The following is an 18,337-nucleotide window of genomic DNA, read 5'->3' on the forward strand; positions in this document are numbered from 1 at the left end:
CCACCGGGGTACGCACCCATGAAAACACCGGTATCAGTACCACGGAGGGAACCCGGCTCGATCCCGGCCCGCTCGAACGCCTCCCAGGACACCTCAAGCACCAGTCGCTGCTGCGGATCCATCGCCAACGCCTCACGCGGACTGATCCCGAAGAACGAGGCGTCGAAACTGGCCGCAGCATCCAGGAAGCCGCCCTCAGCACGGTGAGATTTTCCGGCCGTGTCGAACAAGTTCTCCACGTCCCAGCCACGGTCGGTGGGGAAACCGGAGATCGCATCCGTACCCGACTCCACAAGACGCCACAGATCCTCCGGCGACGACACCCCACCCGGCAGACGGCACGCCATACCCACAATCGCCAACGGCTCGTCCTGCCCCACCACCGACACCGGCCCGCGTACCGGAACAGGAGTCTCCCCAACGAACAACTCCCCCAGCCGGACGGCCAAGGCCGTCGGGGTCGGGTAGTCGAACACCAACGTGGCGGGCAACCGCAACCCCGTCGCCTTCGCCAGACTGTTCCGCAACTCCACCGCAGTCAGCGAATCCACGCCCAGATCCCTGAACGCACCAGTCGCCGGAATCGTGCGAGCATCGGCATGTCCCAGAACCACGGCGGCACTGTCACACACCAGCTTCAGCAGTGCCTTCTCCCGCTCCGCAGGCGCCAAGCGGGTCAGCCACGGCACCGACGAATCACCGGTAGCGGCAGCCCGCCGGGCAACCGGGCGATGCAACAAACGCAGCAACGCCGGAACCTCGACATCACGCACAGGCTCCATCGCCGCAGCGAGCAGAACAGGCTCACCGTGACGTGACGCGGCATCGAGCAAGCCCACCCCACGCCCGGCGGAGATAGCCCGCAGCCCACCACGCCGAATCCGGTCACGATCCGTATCGGACATTCCAGCGGTCAGGCCACTGGCGTCCTCCCACAAACCCCACGCCACCGCCAACGCAGGCAGACCCTCAACACAACGCTGCTCAGCCAAAGCATCCACAAAGGCGTTCGCCGCCGCGTAATTACCCTGCCCCGCACTACCGAGCACACCAGCAGCCGAGGAATACATGACGAACGCGGCCAGGTCGGCATCACGGGTGAGCTCATGCAGGTGCCACGCACCATCGGCCTTGGGCCGCAACACCGTGTCCAGCCGCTGCGCGGTCAGGGACTCCACCACACCGTCATCGAGCACGCCCGCGGTGTGGATCACCGCGGTGAGGGGGTGTTCGGGGGATACGTCCGCCAGTGCCCGCGTCAGCGCGGGGCGGTCCGATACGTCGCACGCTGCTGTGTCGACGTGGGCGCCCAGCTCGGCGAGTTCGTTGAGCAATCCCTCGTCGGGAGTGGTGCGGGAGAGCAGCAGCAGATGGCGTGCGCCGTGTTCGGCTGCCAGGTGGCGGGCGAGGATGCCTGCCAGGACGCCGGAACCGCCGGTGATCAGGATGGTGCCGTTGGGGTCGGGCTTGCGGGGGATGGTGAGGACGATCTTGCCGATGTGGCGGGCGCGGCTCATCCAGCTGAACGCATCACGGGCCTGACGGATGTCCCAGGCCTGCACCGGCAGGGGCAGCAGTACACCCTGGGCGAACAGGGTGAGCAACTCGGCAATGATCTCCCGCAGCCGGTCCGGACCGGCATCCATCAGGTCGAACGCCTGGTAGCTGGTACCCGGCCGCTCGGCGGTGACCTGGTGCGGGTCACGGATGTCGGTCTTGCCCATCTCCACGAACCGGCCACCACGAGGCAGCAGATCAAGCGAAGCATCGACGAAGTCGCCGCTGAGGGAGTTCAGGACGACATCGACACCCCGGCCGTGTGTGTTGTTGAGGAAGGTTTCCTGGAAACTCAGCGTGCGGGAGTCGGCGATGCGGGTGTGCTCCAGACCGGCTTCGCGCAGGATGTGTTGTTTCCCGGTGCTGGCGGTCGCGTAGATCTGCGCGCCGAGGTGGCGGGCGATCTGGGTCGCTGCCATGCCCACTCCACCCGCTGCGGCGTGGATCAGCACGGACTCACCCACACTCAGCCCGGCCAGATCCACCAACCCGTAATACGCGGTGGCGAACACAACCGGCACGGATGCCGCTGTGGTGAAGGACCAACCATCAGGAATCACACCCAGCATCCGACGATCAGCGATCACAACCGGCCCGAATCCGCCGCCCACAAGACCGAACACTCGGTCTCCCGGGGCCAGATCCTGAACCTCCGGGCCGACCTCGAGCACCACGCCCGCGGCCTCACCGCCTGCCAGGCGTTTGTCGTCGACCATTCCGAGGGCCACGACGACGTCGCGGAAGTTCAGGCCTGCGGCGCGTACGTCTATGCGTACTTCGCCGGGTTGCAGGGGCTGTTCGGCGCTGTCGGTGGGTACCAAGGCGAGGTCTTGCAGGGTTCCGCTGCGGGGTTGTTCCAGCAGCCATCCACGACTGTCGGGGATCGTCAGCGGGCTGCTCTCCGGCGTATTCGCCCGCGCCAGCCGCGGTACCTCGAACCGTCCGTCGCAGACCCGCAGCCGCGGCTCATCGAGCCCCACGGTGGCGGCCAACTGGTCCAGGGTGAGGGCGTCGTCGTCACTTTCGACCAGGATGAACCGGCCCGGATGCTCCGACTGCACCGAACGCATCAACCCCGACACCCCGGCAGCGGCCACCCCAGTACCGGTCCGAACAACCAGCGTGCTGTCGATGAAACGTTCCCCGCCAAGCCACGTCTGGACTGCCTGGAGGGCCTGGGCGGTCAGTGTGCGGGTCTGCGCCAGCGGGTCCAGCGGGTCCAGCGGGTTCTCGCTGCTGTCGGGGCGTGCGGTGAAGACCACCACCTCGGGCACCGGCACATCACCGCCCGACACCAGATCCTCGAACCGGCCGACCGTCAGGCCGGTCTCCTGAGGGACCGGGATCTCCGTCCACGTCAAGGCGAGCAGGTCATCGGCAGCGGAACCGAGCGCATCGGCCGTCACCGCCCGCGTCACGAGCGAGCCCACGGTAGCCACCGGCCGGCCGATGTCATCAGCGACCCGCACACCCCAGCCGTCCACTGTCGGTGCCACCGCGACACGCAGCGTGGCCGAGCCAGTGGCATGGACCTGGACGTGGTTCCAGGAGAACGGCAGCCGTACACCCTGCTCGGGGGTGTCGAGTGTGTTCAGAATGCTGGCGTGCAAGGCAGCGTCCAACAGCGCCGGATGCACCGCGAACCGCGCCGCCTCCTGCGCCTGCTCCTCAGCCAGAGCAACCTCGGCGAAGACGGTGTCCCCGTCACGCCACGCACTCCGCAGTCCCTGGAAAGCGGGACCGTACTCGTAACCGGCCCCAGTCAGTTGGTCGTAGAAATCACCCAAGTCCACCGGCTGTGCCTCTGCGGGAGGCCAAGCAGCAAGCTCCGGTTGCGAGACCGTCGAGTCAGAGGTGCTGATCGTGGCCGAAACGTGGCGAGTCCAGGTATCGGCGCTATCCGCCCGAGAAAAGACGGTCACCGCGCGGTGCCCGGACTCATCGGCCTCGCCGACCGATACGGACAGTTGCACACCGCCGGTCTGCGGGAGCAGGAGCGGGGTTTCGATCACCAGTTCGTCGATGACGTCGCACTCGACCTCGCCGGCGGCGCGGACGACCAGCTCAACAAACCCGGTACCGGGAAGCAGCACACTTCCCCGGACCGCGTGATCAGCCAGCCATGTATGGGTGGCCAGTGATACCCGCCCGGTCAACAGCACACCATCGGAGTCCGGCAACTCCACCGCCACACCCAGCAGTGGATGACCCTCGGCAGACGCCCGGTCCACGCTCTTGAGCCAGTACCGCTGGTGCTCGAAAGCGTAGGTCGGAAGGTCCAGCACCCGGGCCGGGACATTGCCCAGCACCGCAGACCAGTCGACAGTCACGCCCTGGACATAGGCCTGCGCCAGGGCAGTGAGCATCCGGACGGCGTCCCCGTCGTCACGGCGCAGCGTGGCAACAGAGACGACATCGTCGTCCATCGCCTGCATCAACACCGGGCTGGCGCTGACCTCGACGAACACGGTGTCACCCCGGGCCTGCAACTCGCCGACGGCAGCATCGAACCCGACCGGCTCACGCAGGTTCCGATACCAGTACTCCACATCGAGCGGGCCTTCGACCCACGTGCCATCGACCGTCGACAGCCACGGCACCACCGGAGCCTGCGAACCGACACCGGCAGTGATGTCGAGCAGTTCGTCACGGATCAGCTCGACATGCGGGGTGTGCGAGGCATAGTCAACAGTGATCCGCCGCACCCGCACCCCCTGTCCCTCATGAACCGCCAGCACACGGTCCACCGCCTCCGGCCCACCCGCAATCACCGTGGACGCCGGACCATTACGGGCCGCGATCCACGCCCCATCGACCAGCTCGATCTCCTGCGCGGGCAACGCCACCGATGCCATCGCACCCCGGCCCGCCAGACCCCGCCCGATCACCTGACTGCGCAACGCCACAATCCCCGCCGCATCCCGCAACGACACTGCACCCGCCACACACGCCGCAGCAATCTCACCCTGCGAATGACCAATCACCGCATCCGGCCGCACACCGGCCGCCTGCCACACCGCAGCCAGCGAAACCATCACCGCCCAGGAAGCAGGCTGGACCACATCAACCCGGTCCACCACCGCCGGATCATCCAGAACCGTGAACAGATCCCAGTCCACGAACTCACTCAACGCCGCCGCACACTCGGCCATCCGCTCGGCGAACACCACCGACGAACCCCGCAGCGCACTACCCATCCCCAGCCACTGCCACCCCTGCCCCGGGAAAACAAACACCACCCGAGGATCAGACACAGCAGTACCGGTAACGCTGTCATCGCCCAGCAGCACGGCACGGTGCTCGAACACCGACCGCGTCACCGCCAACGTCGACCCCACACCCCGCACATCCACCCCAGGCGAGGCCGCCAGATACGCACGCAACCGGCCCTCAACCTCGGCCAGAGCGGACTGAGTCTTGGCTGATACCACCAACGGCAGCACATCCGACGCCACCACCGGCGTCACAACCGGCTGCGCCTCCTCCACAGGCTGGGCGGCGGGCGCACTCTCAAGGATGACGTGAGCGTTCGTACCGCTGACCCCGAAAGCCGACACACCCGCCCGACGCGTCCGGCCGGTCTCCGGCCACGGCTGGCTCTCCGCCACCAGCTCAACCGCACCCGCCGACCAGTCCACATGCCGCGACGGCTCATCCACATGCAACGTCCGCGGCACCAGACCGTGCTGCAACGCCATCACCATCTTGATGACACCCGACACACCCGCAGCAGCCTGAGCATGACCGATGTTCGACTTCAACGAGCCCAGCAACAACGGCTGCTCACGGTCCTGGCCGTAAGTGGCGAGCACCGCCTGGGCCTCGATCGGATCACCCAGCGCCGTACCCGTGCCATGCGCCTCGACCACATCCACCTCAGCCGTGGTCAACCCCGCATTGCTGAGAGCGGACCGGATCACCCGCTGCTGCGAAGGACCATTCGGCGCGGACAGGCCGTTCGACGCACCGTCCTGGTTGACCGCCGAACCCCGCACCACCGCCAACACCTGATGACCCTTGGCCTGAGCATCCGACAAACGCTCCACCAACAGCACACCGACACCCTCAGCCCACCCCGTACCATCCGCGGCGTCGGCGAAGGCTTTACACCGGCCATCGGCTGACAGGCCACGCTGCCTCGAGAACTCCACGAAGCTTTGCGGCGTCGCCATAACCGTGACACCACCGACCAGGGCCAGCGAACACTCACCCTGCCGCAGGGCATACCCCGCCTGATGCAACGCCACCAACGACGACGAACACGCCGTGTCCACCGTGATGGCGGGGCCCTCAAGACCGAAGAAGTACGACACCCGGCCAGACAACACACTCGCCGCACCAGCCGTCGCCCCGAAACCCTCAAGGTCGGCGCCGGCGCCGTAACCACCGGGGAAACCACCCATGAAGACACCGGTGTCGCTGCCTCGCAGGGAACCGGGCTCGATACCGGCCCGCTCGAACGCCTCCCAGGACACCTCCAACAGCAGCCGCTGCTGCGGATCCATCGCCAACGCCTCACGCGGACTGATCCCGAAGAACGAGGCATCAAAGCCAGCCACGGCATCCAGGAAGCCACCCCGCACGCAGTACGACTTCCCGGACGCGTCCGGATCAGGGTCGAACAGGCCCTCGACGTCCCAGCCACGGTCGGTGGGGAAACCGGAAATCGCATCCGTACCCGACTCCACCAAGCGCCACAGATCCTCCGGCGACGACACCCCACCCGGCAAGCGGCACGCCATACCCACAATCGCCAACGGCTCGCCTTGCCCCACCGCCGACACCGGGCGCTCCGGGGCAGGGCTCTCGCCCGTGAACAACTCCCCCAACCGGGCGACGAGCACGGCCGGGGTCGGATAGTCGAACACCATCGTGGCGGGCAGCCGCAGACCCGTTGCCTTGGCCAGGCTGTTGCGCAGTTCCACCGAGGTCAGCGAGTCGATGCCCATCTCGCGGAACGTCTTGTCAGGGGCGTACCGATCGGCCGCGGAGAGGCCCAGAATGTCCATGACGCTGCTGCGGACCAGATCGCGCAACGCCTGTTCTCTGGCAGCCTCTGCGGCTAGGAACTGCCGTGACCATGCTTGTTGCTGTTCGGTGTTGTCGGTTTGCGCACCGACCAAGTTCTGGAGGAGCGGTGGAAGCGTGTCGGCCGCGGCCAGTGCTCGCAGACCGACAGTGTTCAGACGGGTGACAATGTGAGCCGAGTCGGCGGAAGCCATTGCGCGGCCCAGCAGGGATCCCCTGACCACGACCGCTTCGGCTTCGGGTATGCCCCAGGCGATTGCCGTGGTCGGCAGGCCTTCGGCGCGGCGGCGCCGGGCGAGGGCGGCCACGGAGGCAGGCGCGTCTTGGCTGAAGACGACGAAGGCGGCGAGGTCGAGGCCTTTCGTGAGGTGGTGCAGCTGGTGGCTCTCGTGGGCAACGGCGGGACCGCCGGTGTGGATCACCGCGGTCAGGGGGTGTTCGGGGGATACACCGGCCAGTACCCGGGCCAGACCGGCACGATCCGACACGTCGCAGACCGCCGTGCCGACCTGCGCGCCAGACTCGGTCAGCTCGTTGATCAGTGCTTCGTCCGGCGTGCTGCGGGACAGCAGCAGCAGATGACGCACGCCCTGTTCGGCCACTAGATGCCGGGCGACGGTTCCCGTCGGGACGCCTGACCCGTCGGCGATCAGGACCGTGCCGCCGGGGTCGAGTTGCCGGGGGATGGTGAAGGTGATCTTGCCGGTGTGGCGGGCGCGGCTCATCCAGCTGAACGCATCGCGTGCCTTGCGGATATCCCAGGTCAGGACGGGCAGCGGCCGCAGCACACCCTGTGCGAACAGGGCGAGCAGCTCGGCGATGATCTCCCGCAGCCGGTCCGGGCCGGCGTCCAGCAGGTCGAACGCTTGATAGGTGGTACCAGGCCGGTCCGCGGTGATCCGCTCCGCGTCGCGGATGTCGGTCTTGCCCATTTCCAGGAACCGGCCGCCGCGGGGCAGCAGGTCGAGGGAGGCGTCGACGAAGTCACCGCTGAGAGAGTTGAGGACGACGTCGACACCCTGGCCGTCGGTGGTGTTCAGGAACGCTTCCCGGAAAGCAAGTGTGCGGGAGTCCGCGATCCGGCTGTCCTCCAGGCCCGCCTCACGCAGGATGTGCTGCTTGCCCGAACTGGCGGTCGCGTGGATCCGCGCGCCGAGGTGGCGGGCGATCTGGGTCGCTGCCATGCCGACACCACCCGCGGCGGCGTGGATCAGGACGGACTCACCCGCACTCAGCCCGGCCAGGTCCACCAGCCCGTAGTAGGCGGTGGCGAACACGATGGGGATGGACGCCGCCGTCGCGAACGACCATGCATCGGGTATCGCACCGAGCAGACGGCGATCGGTGATCGCGACCGCCCCGAACGCACTTCCCACAAGGCCGAAGACCCGGTCGCCCGGGGTCAGGTCGTGTACTTCCGGGCCGACCTCGAGCACCACGCCCGCGGCCTCGCCCCCCATCAGGCCCTCACCTGGGTACGTACCCAGAGCGATGAGAACATCCCGGAAGTTCAAACCCGCGGCGCGCACGGCTATCCGCACCTCGCCGGGGCGCAAGGGCCGCTCGGCTGTATCGGTGGGTACCAGGGCGAGGTCTCGCAGGGTTCCGCTGCGGGAGTGCTCCAGCAGCCACGCACGGTCCCCGGGGATCGTGAGCGAGCCGCTGTCCGGGGTGTTCGCGTGGGCCAGTCGCGGGACGAGCGGATTGCCGTCACGCAGCGCGATCTGTGGTTCGCCGAGCTCGGCGAGAGCTGGCAGGAGGGTGTCGTCGGGTTCGGCATCGTCGACGTCGATGACGACGAAGACGCCGGGGTTCTCCGTCTGTTCCCCGCGGATCGCGTCCCATGCCGCCGCGTGCTCGGGGACCGGGATGTCGGAGGGGCCAGTGTGCACGGCACGGCGGGTGACGAAGACAAGTGTCGAATCGGCATGCCGCTTGTCGGCGAGCCAGGACTGCGCGAGATCGCGGACCGCGCCGACCAGGTCGGCGTCGTCGGACGGCAGGGAGTCGACTCGTACGACCACATGGCCGTCCGGGGAGGCCTGTTTCGGCGGTTCGAGGGAAATCCACTCCAGCTGGTGCAGGGTTTCGCCGCCGCTCGCTCCGGCGAGCAATTCGGCCGGTTTCTCCGTGAGGGAGGCGCGTTTCACCTTGCCGGAGGCGGTCCGCGGGATGGCGTCGACCCGGTAGATCTCCTCTGGCACCTTGAAGTACGACAACCGTTCGCGGCACACGTCGAGCACCATGTCGGCGTCGACACCGTCCGTTTCCGGCACGACGTACAGCACGGGAACCTCGCCGAGTACGGGGTGCTGCTTGCCTGCCGCTGCCGCGTCCTTGACCCCGGGCACGTCGAGCGCCACGGCCTCGATCTCGTGCGGGTGGATGTTCTCACCACTGCGGATGATGAGTTCCTTGATCCGGCCGGTGATGGTGACGTGTCCCGTCTCGCTGCGGCGGGCCAGGTCACCGGTGCGGTACCACCCATCCGAAAGCACCTCGGCCGTGGCTTCGGGCTGCTCGTGGTAGCCGATCATGATGCTCGGCCCGCTGGCCCACAGCTCGCCCTCTTCGCCGTCCGCGACGTCGGCGCCGCTGATGGGGTCGACGAAGCGCAGGGACAGCCCCGGGACGGGGAGGCCGCACGAACCGGGGATCCGTTGTCCGCTGAGCCAGTTCACGGTGAGGGATCCGCTGGTCTCGGTGCAGCCGTAGGTGTCGAGCAGCGGTACGCCGAAGACGTCCTCGAAGTCCTCGATGAGGGATGCCGGCGCGACGGAGCCGGCGACCAGGCCCATTTTCAGCGACGATGTCCGCGGTTCGAACGTGTCGGCGGCTCCCAGGAGATAGCGGAACATCGTCGGCACGCCGACGAGCACGGTGCACGGATGCTCCGTGAGCTCTTCGAGCACCTCGCTCGCCACAAAGCCGTTCATGATCCGCGCGGTGGCGCCGACGGCGGTGGTGGCCAGGACACACAGGTGGAGGGCGAGGCTGTGGAACAGCGGCGCGGGCCAGAGCAGAACGTCGTTCTCGGTCAGTTCCCAGGCGGGGATATCGCAATACGCCGCGGACCAGAGGCCGCTGCCCTGGGTCGACAGGACACCCTTCGGGGTGCCTGTGGTGCCGGAGGTGTAGAGCATCCAGGCTGCTTCATCGAGCCCCAGGTCGTCGCGCGCCGGCCGGAGGGGCTCGGCGGTGGCCAGCTCGGCGAATGACCGCACTCCTGGGGGAATTCGTTCCTCGCCTACCAGAACGACGGTCATACCAGGGGCCGTGCGACGCACGTCGTCGAGATGGGCGGAGTCAGTGATGACGGCTACGGCGCCGCTGTCCGACAGGAAGTGGGCGACCTCGGCCTCGGTCGCGTCCGGGTTGAGCGGTACGGCAACCGCGCTGGCCCGGAGGATCGCCAGATAGCTTTCGATGTTCTCGACGCGGTTCCCCAGCAGGATTGCGACTCGGTCGCCCCGGTCCACACCCATGTCCACCAGGTGCCCGGCGATCCGTCCGGTCCGCGTGGCCAATTCGGCATGCGTCAGTGCGAGCCGGGAGTCCACGTACGCTATTTTGTCGCCGAGGCGTTCAGCATTCGCGCGAAGCAGATCATAAATAGGCCGCACTAGTTCCGCGCGTGACATTAATACACCTTCCGGCGAAGTACGGTGTTCTGATGCCTCTAAACCGACTGTAATCAGCCACCAGCGATGCACCACCGACAATCCCACCCGAACGATAGCAGCCTCGCGGAGAAGTTCTCCATACCCCTCCACCCCCTATGTTGATCACCGCTCTGTGCGCGATTCAGCAGGCAGGACGCCTAGGGGGTTGCGTGGACTGCGACATGAGGTGTCTTCTTGCATCAAGTCACGCTCGGCCCTTCGGGCCATCTATTACAGCGCAGTCCAGCCGCGCCACAAAAAGATGTACATAGGTCACGGGGAGGACCCGGAAACCTCCATTGGATTTGTTTGGGAAGGCCGTTTCCGACCGCAGATGATGAACGCCTTTCCAGGAGAGGTGAATGGCTTCCGACAGTCCCCGCCCAAGGCCGGTTAAACCCGCTTTTGCTGTTTCGCGAACGCAGCGTCATCGTCGCAGACTTGATGAGCGCGGCATCGGTCGCGCGGATCGGAACGGGCCGCTTCCGGCTTCTTTCTCGCAGCAGCGCCTGTGGCTCATGCAGCAGCTCGCGCCCGATAGCAATTCCTATAATCTGCCATTCGTGCAGCGGCTGCGGGGCGCCCTGGACACCACGATCCTCGGGCGCGCGCTCCGCCTCGTCGCAAGCCGTCATGAGGCGCTTCGAACCGTATTCGACGCGGAGGACGGCGAGCCGCTCCAGCGGATCCAGCCTGCGGATGTCGTGCGCCTGCGAGAACTGGACGCTCGGGACGAGGACCACGCCAGAGAGTTGGTCCGGCAGGAGACGGCCGAGCCATTCGACCTGCACGCCGGTCCTGTGATGAGAGCGTTGTTGGTACGACTCGCCGACGATGACCACGTGCTGGCGCTCACGGTGCACCACATCGCCGGCGACGGCTGGTCGCTGGCCATCCTGCGGATGGAGCTCTCGGCGCAGTACGCGGCGCTGCTTCGCGGTGCGGAGGCCGATCTGCCCGCGCTCCCGTCGCAGTACGCGGACTTCGCCCAGTGGGAACGCAAGGCGCTGTCGGGCACCAAGCTTCAAAAGCGGCTGGACTACTGGCAGGAGAACCTGCGGGATGCCCCGATGGTGCTGGGGTTGCCGGCCGATCGGCCGCGGCCGCCGGTCGGCAGTTCGGACGCGGGCATGGTGGCGTGGTGCCCGCCGACGGAATTGGTGACCGCGGCCAAGGAGCTGAGCCGGTCGACGGGCACCACGCTGTTCATGTCGCTGCTGGCCGCCTTCCAGGTGGTGCTGTCCCGCTACGCGCGCACCGATGACGTCCTGGTCGGTACCCCGATCGCCAACCGCAATCATGCGGAGGTGGAGGGGCTGATCGGAATGTTCGTGAACACGGTGGTGCTGCGCGGCGATCTGTCAGGCGATCCGACCTTCCGCGAGCTCCTCCTGCGGACCCGTACGAACGCCATGGGTGCGTTCGCCAACGCCGAGCTGCCTTTCGACCTCCTCGTCGAGAAGATCGCACCGCAGCGCGACCTGTCGGCGAACCCGGTCGTGCAGGTGCTCTTCCAGCTCATGCCGCTGGTGTCGAGCACGTTTTCGCTGCCGGGAATCGCGGTCGAGCCTTTCGATATGAACCAGTTCTTCACCCGCATGGACCTGGAGTTTCATGTCTACGAGGATCCCGTCGGCGACAGGTTGACGGGCGATGTCTGGTACAGCCGAGCACTGTTCGACGAGCCCCGCATAAAACGAATGCTGGATCAGTTCACGCTCGTCCTGCACAGTGTGCTCGACAACCCGGACGATCCGATCTCGCAGATTTCACTCGCGTCGGAAGTCGACACCGACCTACCGACGGTAGAATCGAACGAAACAGACCGAGCTCTGCCATTCGATTCGCTGCCGGAATTGCTGGCGGACGCGGCAGCACGAAACCCCGATGCGATCGCCGTCGTCGACGAACGGGTCACACTGACCTATGCCGAACTCGGTGGACGGGCCAATAAGATGGCGCATCTGCTGCGAGACAAAGGCGTTCGCCCCGGTGAACTCGTCGGTCTTTGCGTCGACCGAGGCGCCGATATGATCGTGGGAATACTCGGCATCCTCAAAGCAGGCGCGGCCTATGTGCCTATCGACCCCGAGCATCCCATCGAGCGTACCCGTTTCGTGTTGGCCGATTCCAGCATATCCACGGTCATCGCACAGGAGACATACCGGACTCGATTCTCCGATGTCCGCGACATCATTCTCCCGGACGACCCCGGCCTCGAAGATCAGCCCGCAAGCCCGCCCGATGTGACGACCGACCGCAACAGCCTGGCCTATGCGATTTACACCTCCGGTTCCACGGGCCGCCCCAAGGCCGTGCTCATGCCCGGCATCTGCGTCGTGAACCTGCTGCTGTGGCAGGAACGCACGATGGGTCGCGAATCGGCCAGCCGCACTGCCCAGTTCATCACCGCGACCTTCGACTACTCGGTTCAGGAAATCTTCTCCGCGCTGCTCGGGGGCACGCTTGTCATTCCCCCCGACGACATACGGCTGGACCCCGCGCGACTCGCGCAATGGATCGACGACAGCCGTATCACGCGCATCTACGCACCCACCACGGTGCTGCGCGCGCTGGTCGAGCACGTCGACCCGCACGGCACCGGCTTGTCGACATTGCGACACCTCTGCCAGGGCGGCGAGGCGCTCGTGTTGGACAGCAAGCTGCGAGAGGTGTGCCTGCACCGCCCGCAGCTGCGGGTGCACAACCACTATGGCCCGGCGGAGAGCCAGCTCGTCACGGGTTACACGCTTCCCGAGGATGTCTCTGCCTGGCCGGCCACGGCCCCTATCGGGAAGCCGATCGACAACTCGCGCATCCACCTTCTCGACGACGCGCTTCGTCCCGTGCCCGACGGCGTACCGGCGCAGGTCTGCATATCGGGGATCGGTCTCGCCCGCGGCTACCTGGCCCGGCCCGAACTGACCCAGCAACGATTCATCACCGAAGGTACCGGCTCGGAGCCGCGGATGTACCTCTCCGGCGATCTGGCCCGGCGGCTGCCGGACGGAAATCTGGAGTTTCTCGGGAGAATCGATGACCAGGTCAAAATCCGGGGCATCCGGATCGAACTCGGCGAGATCGAGACAATCCTGTCCGAACACGCGGCCATAACTCAGGCCGCGGTGACCGTCCGAGAAGACGACCGGGGCGACAAACGACTGGTCGCCTACGTGGTACCGCACTCGGATGCCGGGGACCTCGCCGTCGAATTGCGGGGTCATGTCGAGGCGCGGCTTCCCTCCTACATGGTGCCGTCCGCGTTCATCGTCCTGGACAAGCTGCCGCTGACGACAAGCGGAAAGACCGACCGGCGTGCGCTCCCCACCCCGGAAAGCTGGTCACCGGCCTCCACCTTGCCGACCTCCCCGCGTAACGCGACCGAATCCACGGTTTGCGGGATCTACGCCGACGTGCTCGCGGTGCAAACCGTCGGCGTGCACGACGATTTCTTCGCTCTCGGCGGCCACTCGCTGCTCGCCTCCCGCGCCGTCTCGCGTATCCGCGCCGAGTTGGGCTGCGATCTACCGCTTCGTACGCTGTTCGACGCCCGGACTCCCGCTTTGCTCGCCCAGGCCATCGGGTCGATGTCGTCGCGGGACGTGCCCGCGCTCGTGCCCCCGCTCGTGCCTTCGCCCCGGACCGCGCCCGCACCGCTCTCGCTGGCCCAGCAGCAGATGCTCGGGATGAGTGATTCGCTGCTCGAACTGGGGGCATTCCCCGTCTGCCCGTACGGATTCCGGCTACGCGGGAAGATCGACCGCGGCGTACTCGACAGCGCCCTGACCCGGATCGTCGCGCGTCACGAGCCACTGCGAACAGGCTTCCGCGACGACGGCGACGGGGGCGTCCACGGCGACGGGGGCGGGGGCGGGGACGGCGACGGCTTCGTGCAGATCGTCCGCGAGCCCGCGCCGGTGAGGGCCGATTTCGTCGAGGTGACCGGGAAAGACACGACCGACCGTGAAGCAGCGGCAGCGGATATCGTCAAGAACGAACTTGAACGTCCCTTCGACCTGGTCGACGGAATTCTGCTCCGCGCCGTTCTGCTACGGCTGGAGCAAGACGACCACATCCTTGTCCTGATGTTGCACCACATCGCGGGCGACGGCTGGTCCTTCGATATTCTGGTCCGCGAGCTGTCCGCCCTGTACACCGAATTGGCCGGTGGTCCAGCCGCCGGACTGGCGGAAGTCGGCACGACATACTCGGATTTCACCCTCTGGGAGCACGAGGCCCTGTCCGGGCCCACCCGCGAGGAACACGACGCCTATTGGCGAGAGCACCTCAAGGACGCTGTCGCACTGGAACTGCCCACCGACAGGCCGCGAAAGCTTGCGGATCCGATCGGAAAATCCCTCGAGTGGACGGTTTCCCCGGACGCGACATCCGCGGCGCGGAGGCTCGCGCAGGCAGAGGGCGTGACCCTTTACGAGACCATGCTCGGAGCCTTCACGCTGGCCGCGGCCGGGTTGTCAGGCCTGGACGACATTCTGGTGGCGACTCCTTTCGCCAATCGTGGCCGGCCCGAGATCGACCACCTGATCGGCTTCTTCGCCAAGGTTGCCGCCCTCCGTGTCGATCTCTCCGACGATCCGACGTTCCGCGAGGTCCTGCGACGCGTCCAGACGGCAGTTCTGGGTGCCCACGCGCATCAGGACCTCCCCTATGCGGCGATACAGACCACGTCATCTGAACTTCCCCCGCCGCTGGTGCAGTTCCAGCTGATCAGCTCGCTGACCTCCGATCTCGTCCTGCCTGGCATCACCAGCGGGCGCTTCGGGGTGGCCGAGGCCGATCTGGGGGTCGGGGACGGCGAACTCGCCATCTGGCTCTTCGACGATGACAGTGCCCTGCACGGCACTGTCGTATTCGACGGATCCCTATTCGACCCCGCGAGGATTCAGAGTCTTCTTTCCTCGGTCGAGTCGACGTTGCACGTTGTCTCTGCCACCCCCTCCGTACGCGTATCCAAGGCATACGCAGCAATCGGTCACGCAAGGAGATAGCGCCATGTCCGAGCAAGACAAAGTGGTGGAGTATCTTCGCTGGGCGACTGCAGAGTTGCACACGACCCGCGCCAAACTGGACGCACTTACCGCCGCTGGCACCGAGCCGTTGGCGATTGTGGGTATGGCGTGCCGTCTGCCGGGTGGGGTGTCGTCGCCGGAGGATCTGTGGCGCTTGGTGGAGTCGGGTACGGATGCGATTTCCGGTTTCCCCACCGACCGTGGCTGGGACGTCGAGAACCTGTACGACCCTGATCCGGACGCGTCCGGGAAGTCGTACTGCGTGCAGGGCGGCTTCCTGGATGCCGCAGGCGGTTTCGACGCCCCGTTCTTCGGGATCAGTCCGCGTGAGGCGTTGGCGATGGACCCGCAGCAGCGACTGGTGCTTGAGGTGTCCTGGGAGGCGTTCGAACGGGCCGGGATCGAACCCGGGTCCCTCCGCGGCAGTGACACCGGCGTCTTCATAGGCGCTTACCCCGGAGGCTACGGTACCGGTGCCGGTGCTGACCTCGAGGGCTATGGCACCACGTCCGGTCCCAGTGTGCTCTCCGGCCGGGTGTCGTACTTCTTCGGTCTCGAAGGCCCCGCCATCACGGTGGACACGGCGTGTTCGTCGTCGCTGGTGGCGTTGCACCAGGCGGGGTATGCCCTGCGGCAGGGGGAATGTTCCCTGGCCCTGGTCGGCGGTGTCACCGTGATGGCCACGCCGGATGTCTTCACCGAATTCGCCCGGCAGCGCGGCTTGGCCACCGACGGCCGCAGCAAAGCCTTCGCGGACAGCGCGGACGGTGCCGGATTCTCCGAGGGCATCGGTGTGCTGTTGGTGGAGCGTTTGTCGGATGCTCAAGCCAAGGGCCACCAGGTGCTGGCGGTGGTCCGTAGCTCGGCGGTCAACCAGGACGGTGCGTCCAACGGTCTGACCGCGCCGAACGGCCCCTCCCAGCAGCGAGTGATCCAGACCGCGCTCAGCAACGCCGGTTTGACCACAGCCGAGGTGGACGTGGTCGAGGGCCACGGTACAGGCACGACACTGGGCGACCCGATCGAAGCCCAAGCCGTGATCGCCACCTATGGCCAGGACCGTGAGCAGCCTCTGCTGCTCGGATCGCTGAAATCGAACATCGGTCATACCCAGGCCGCGGCGGGCGTATCGGGTGTCATCAAAATGGTGATGGCCCTGCAGCATGCTCTGGTGCCCCGCACCCTGCACGTCGATGAACCGTCATCGCACGTGGACTGGACAGCGGGTGCGGTCGAGCTGGTGACGGAAAACCAGCCGTGGCCGGACACCGACCGGCCTCGCCGGGCAGGCGTGTCTTCCTTTGGAGTCAGTGGCACCAACGCCCACATCATCCTCGAGAGCGCACCCACGCAGGCTGTAGACGACGCGCAGCCCGTGGATGCGCCGGTGGTGGGCTCGGAGCTGGTGCCTCTGCCTCTGCCCCTGCCGCTGCCTCTGGTGATTTCCGCCAAGACGCAGTCGGCTTTGACTGAGTATGAGGACCGGTTGCGCGCCTACCTGGCGGCGTCGCCCGGGGTGGATGTGCGGGCTGTCGCGTCAACGCTGGCGGTGACACGGTCGGTGTTCGAACACCGTGCGGTCCTGCTGGGTGACGGTACTGTCACCGGGACCGCGGTGACCGACCCCCCAGTCGTGTTTGTTTTCCCGGGGCAGGGGTCGCAGCGGGCTGGTATGGGTGAGGAACTGGCCGCAGCGTTTCCGGTCTTCGCGCGGATCCATCAGCAGGTGTGGGATCTGCTGGATGTGCCCGATCTGGAGGTGAACGAGACCGGTTACGCCCAGCCCGCCCTGTTCGCATTGCAGGTGGCCCTGTTCGGGCTGCTGGAGTCGTGGGGTGTGCGCCCGGATGCGGTGGTCGGCCACTCTGTCGGCGAACTCGCCGCCGGATACGTGTCCGGGTTGTGGTCGCTGGAGGATGCCTGCACGCTGGTGTCGGCGCGGGCCCGCCTGATGCAGGCTCTGCCTGCGGGTGGGGTGATGGTTGCTGTCCCGGTCTCCGAGGAAGAAGTAGAAGCGGTCCTGTGCGATGGTGTGGAGATCGCTGCGGTCAACGGGCCGTCGTCGGTGGTTCTCTCCGGTGATGAGGCCGCTGTGCTGCAGGCCGCGGCGGGGCTGGGGAAGTGGACGCGGTTGGCGACCAGCCACGCGTTCCACTCCGCCCGCATGGAACCCATGCTGGAGGAGTTCCGGGCGGTCGCCGAACGCCTGACCTATCACACACCTCGGGTCACCATGGCTGCGGGCGAGCAGGTCACCACCCCCGACTATTGGGTGCGGCAGGTTCGTGAGCCGGTCCGGTTCGGGGACCAGGTCGCCTCATGCGGTGACGCGGTGTTCGTCGAGGTGGGACCCGACCGGTCGCTGGCCCGCCTGGTCGACGGCATCGCCATGCTGCACGGCGACCATGAGGCACAGGCCGCGATCAGCGCCCTGGCCCACCTGTATGTCAGCGGGGTCGCCGTGGACTGGCCCGCGGTGCTGGGCAATGTCCCGGCACGGGTGCTGGATCTTCCGACGTATGCGTTCCAGCATCAGCGGTATTGGCTTGAGGGTGTGGACCGGGCGGTTGCGGGTGGTCATCCGCTGCTGGGTTCGGCGGTGCGTCTGGCCGAGACCAGTGGGGTGCTGTTCACTGCCCGGGTTTCCCAAAGCGGTGATCTGTGGCTGCGGGACCAGACGGTTCTGCCTGCGGCGGTGTTTGCCGAGATGGCGCTGGCCGCGGCGGATGAGACCGGCTGCGGCCTCGTCGAGGAACTCACCGTGGAAGCGTTGCCGCTGCTTCCCGACGATGGCGCCGTCGAGGTGCAGACCTGGGTGAGCGAACCGGACGAGGCTGGCCGCCGCCGGCTCAGTATCCATGCCCGTTACAGCGACGGCGAGCCCTGGACACGCCTGGCCACCGCAACCCTGACCACCACCACCGGCGGGGTGTCGGGCTGGCAGGCCGGTGGGGTGTGGCCGCCGGTCGGTGCGGTGCCGGTCGAGACCCGCGTACCGTCACTGCGCGGGGTGTGGCGCCGAGGCAGCGAAGTGTTCGCCGAGGCCGCACTGGACGATAC

2 protein-coding genes and 1 pseudogene are annotated in these 18,337 nt (G+C 66.8%); 2 read left to right on the forward strand and 1 reads right to left on the reverse strand.

The features are described 5' to 3' along the window. Positions 1–10,226 (reverse strand): type I polyketide synthase (locus tag J2Z30_RS48205; protein ID WP_209469163.1); only part of this gene is annotated, 10,226 nt, incomplete at its 3' end. Positions 10,227–10,609: 383 nt separating this feature from the next. On the opposite strand from J2Z30_RS48205, the gene J2Z30_RS48210 reads away from it, so the two are divergent. Together J2Z30_RS48210 and J2Z30_RS52215 are read left to right on the forward strand one after the other, a co-directional pair. Next, a complete protein-coding gene (locus tag J2Z30_RS48210) occupies positions 10,610–15,256 on the forward strand; it encodes a non-ribosomal peptide synthetase (protein ID WP_044578230.1) in 4,647 nt (1,548 codons plus the stop codon). After that, a pseudogene (locus tag J2Z30_RS52215) lies at positions 15,189–18,131 on the forward strand (type I polyketide synthase); the annotation flags it as partial. The gene J2Z30_RS48210 and the pseudogene J2Z30_RS52215, both read left to right, overlap by 68 nt. Between the last annotated feature and the right edge of the window lie 206 nt (positions 18,132–18,337).

Source organism: Streptomyces iranensis, from assembly GCF_017874715.1.
GTDB classification, from domain to species: domain Bacteria; phylum Actinomycetota; class Actinomycetes; order Streptomycetales; family Streptomycetaceae; genus Streptomyces; species Streptomyces iranensis.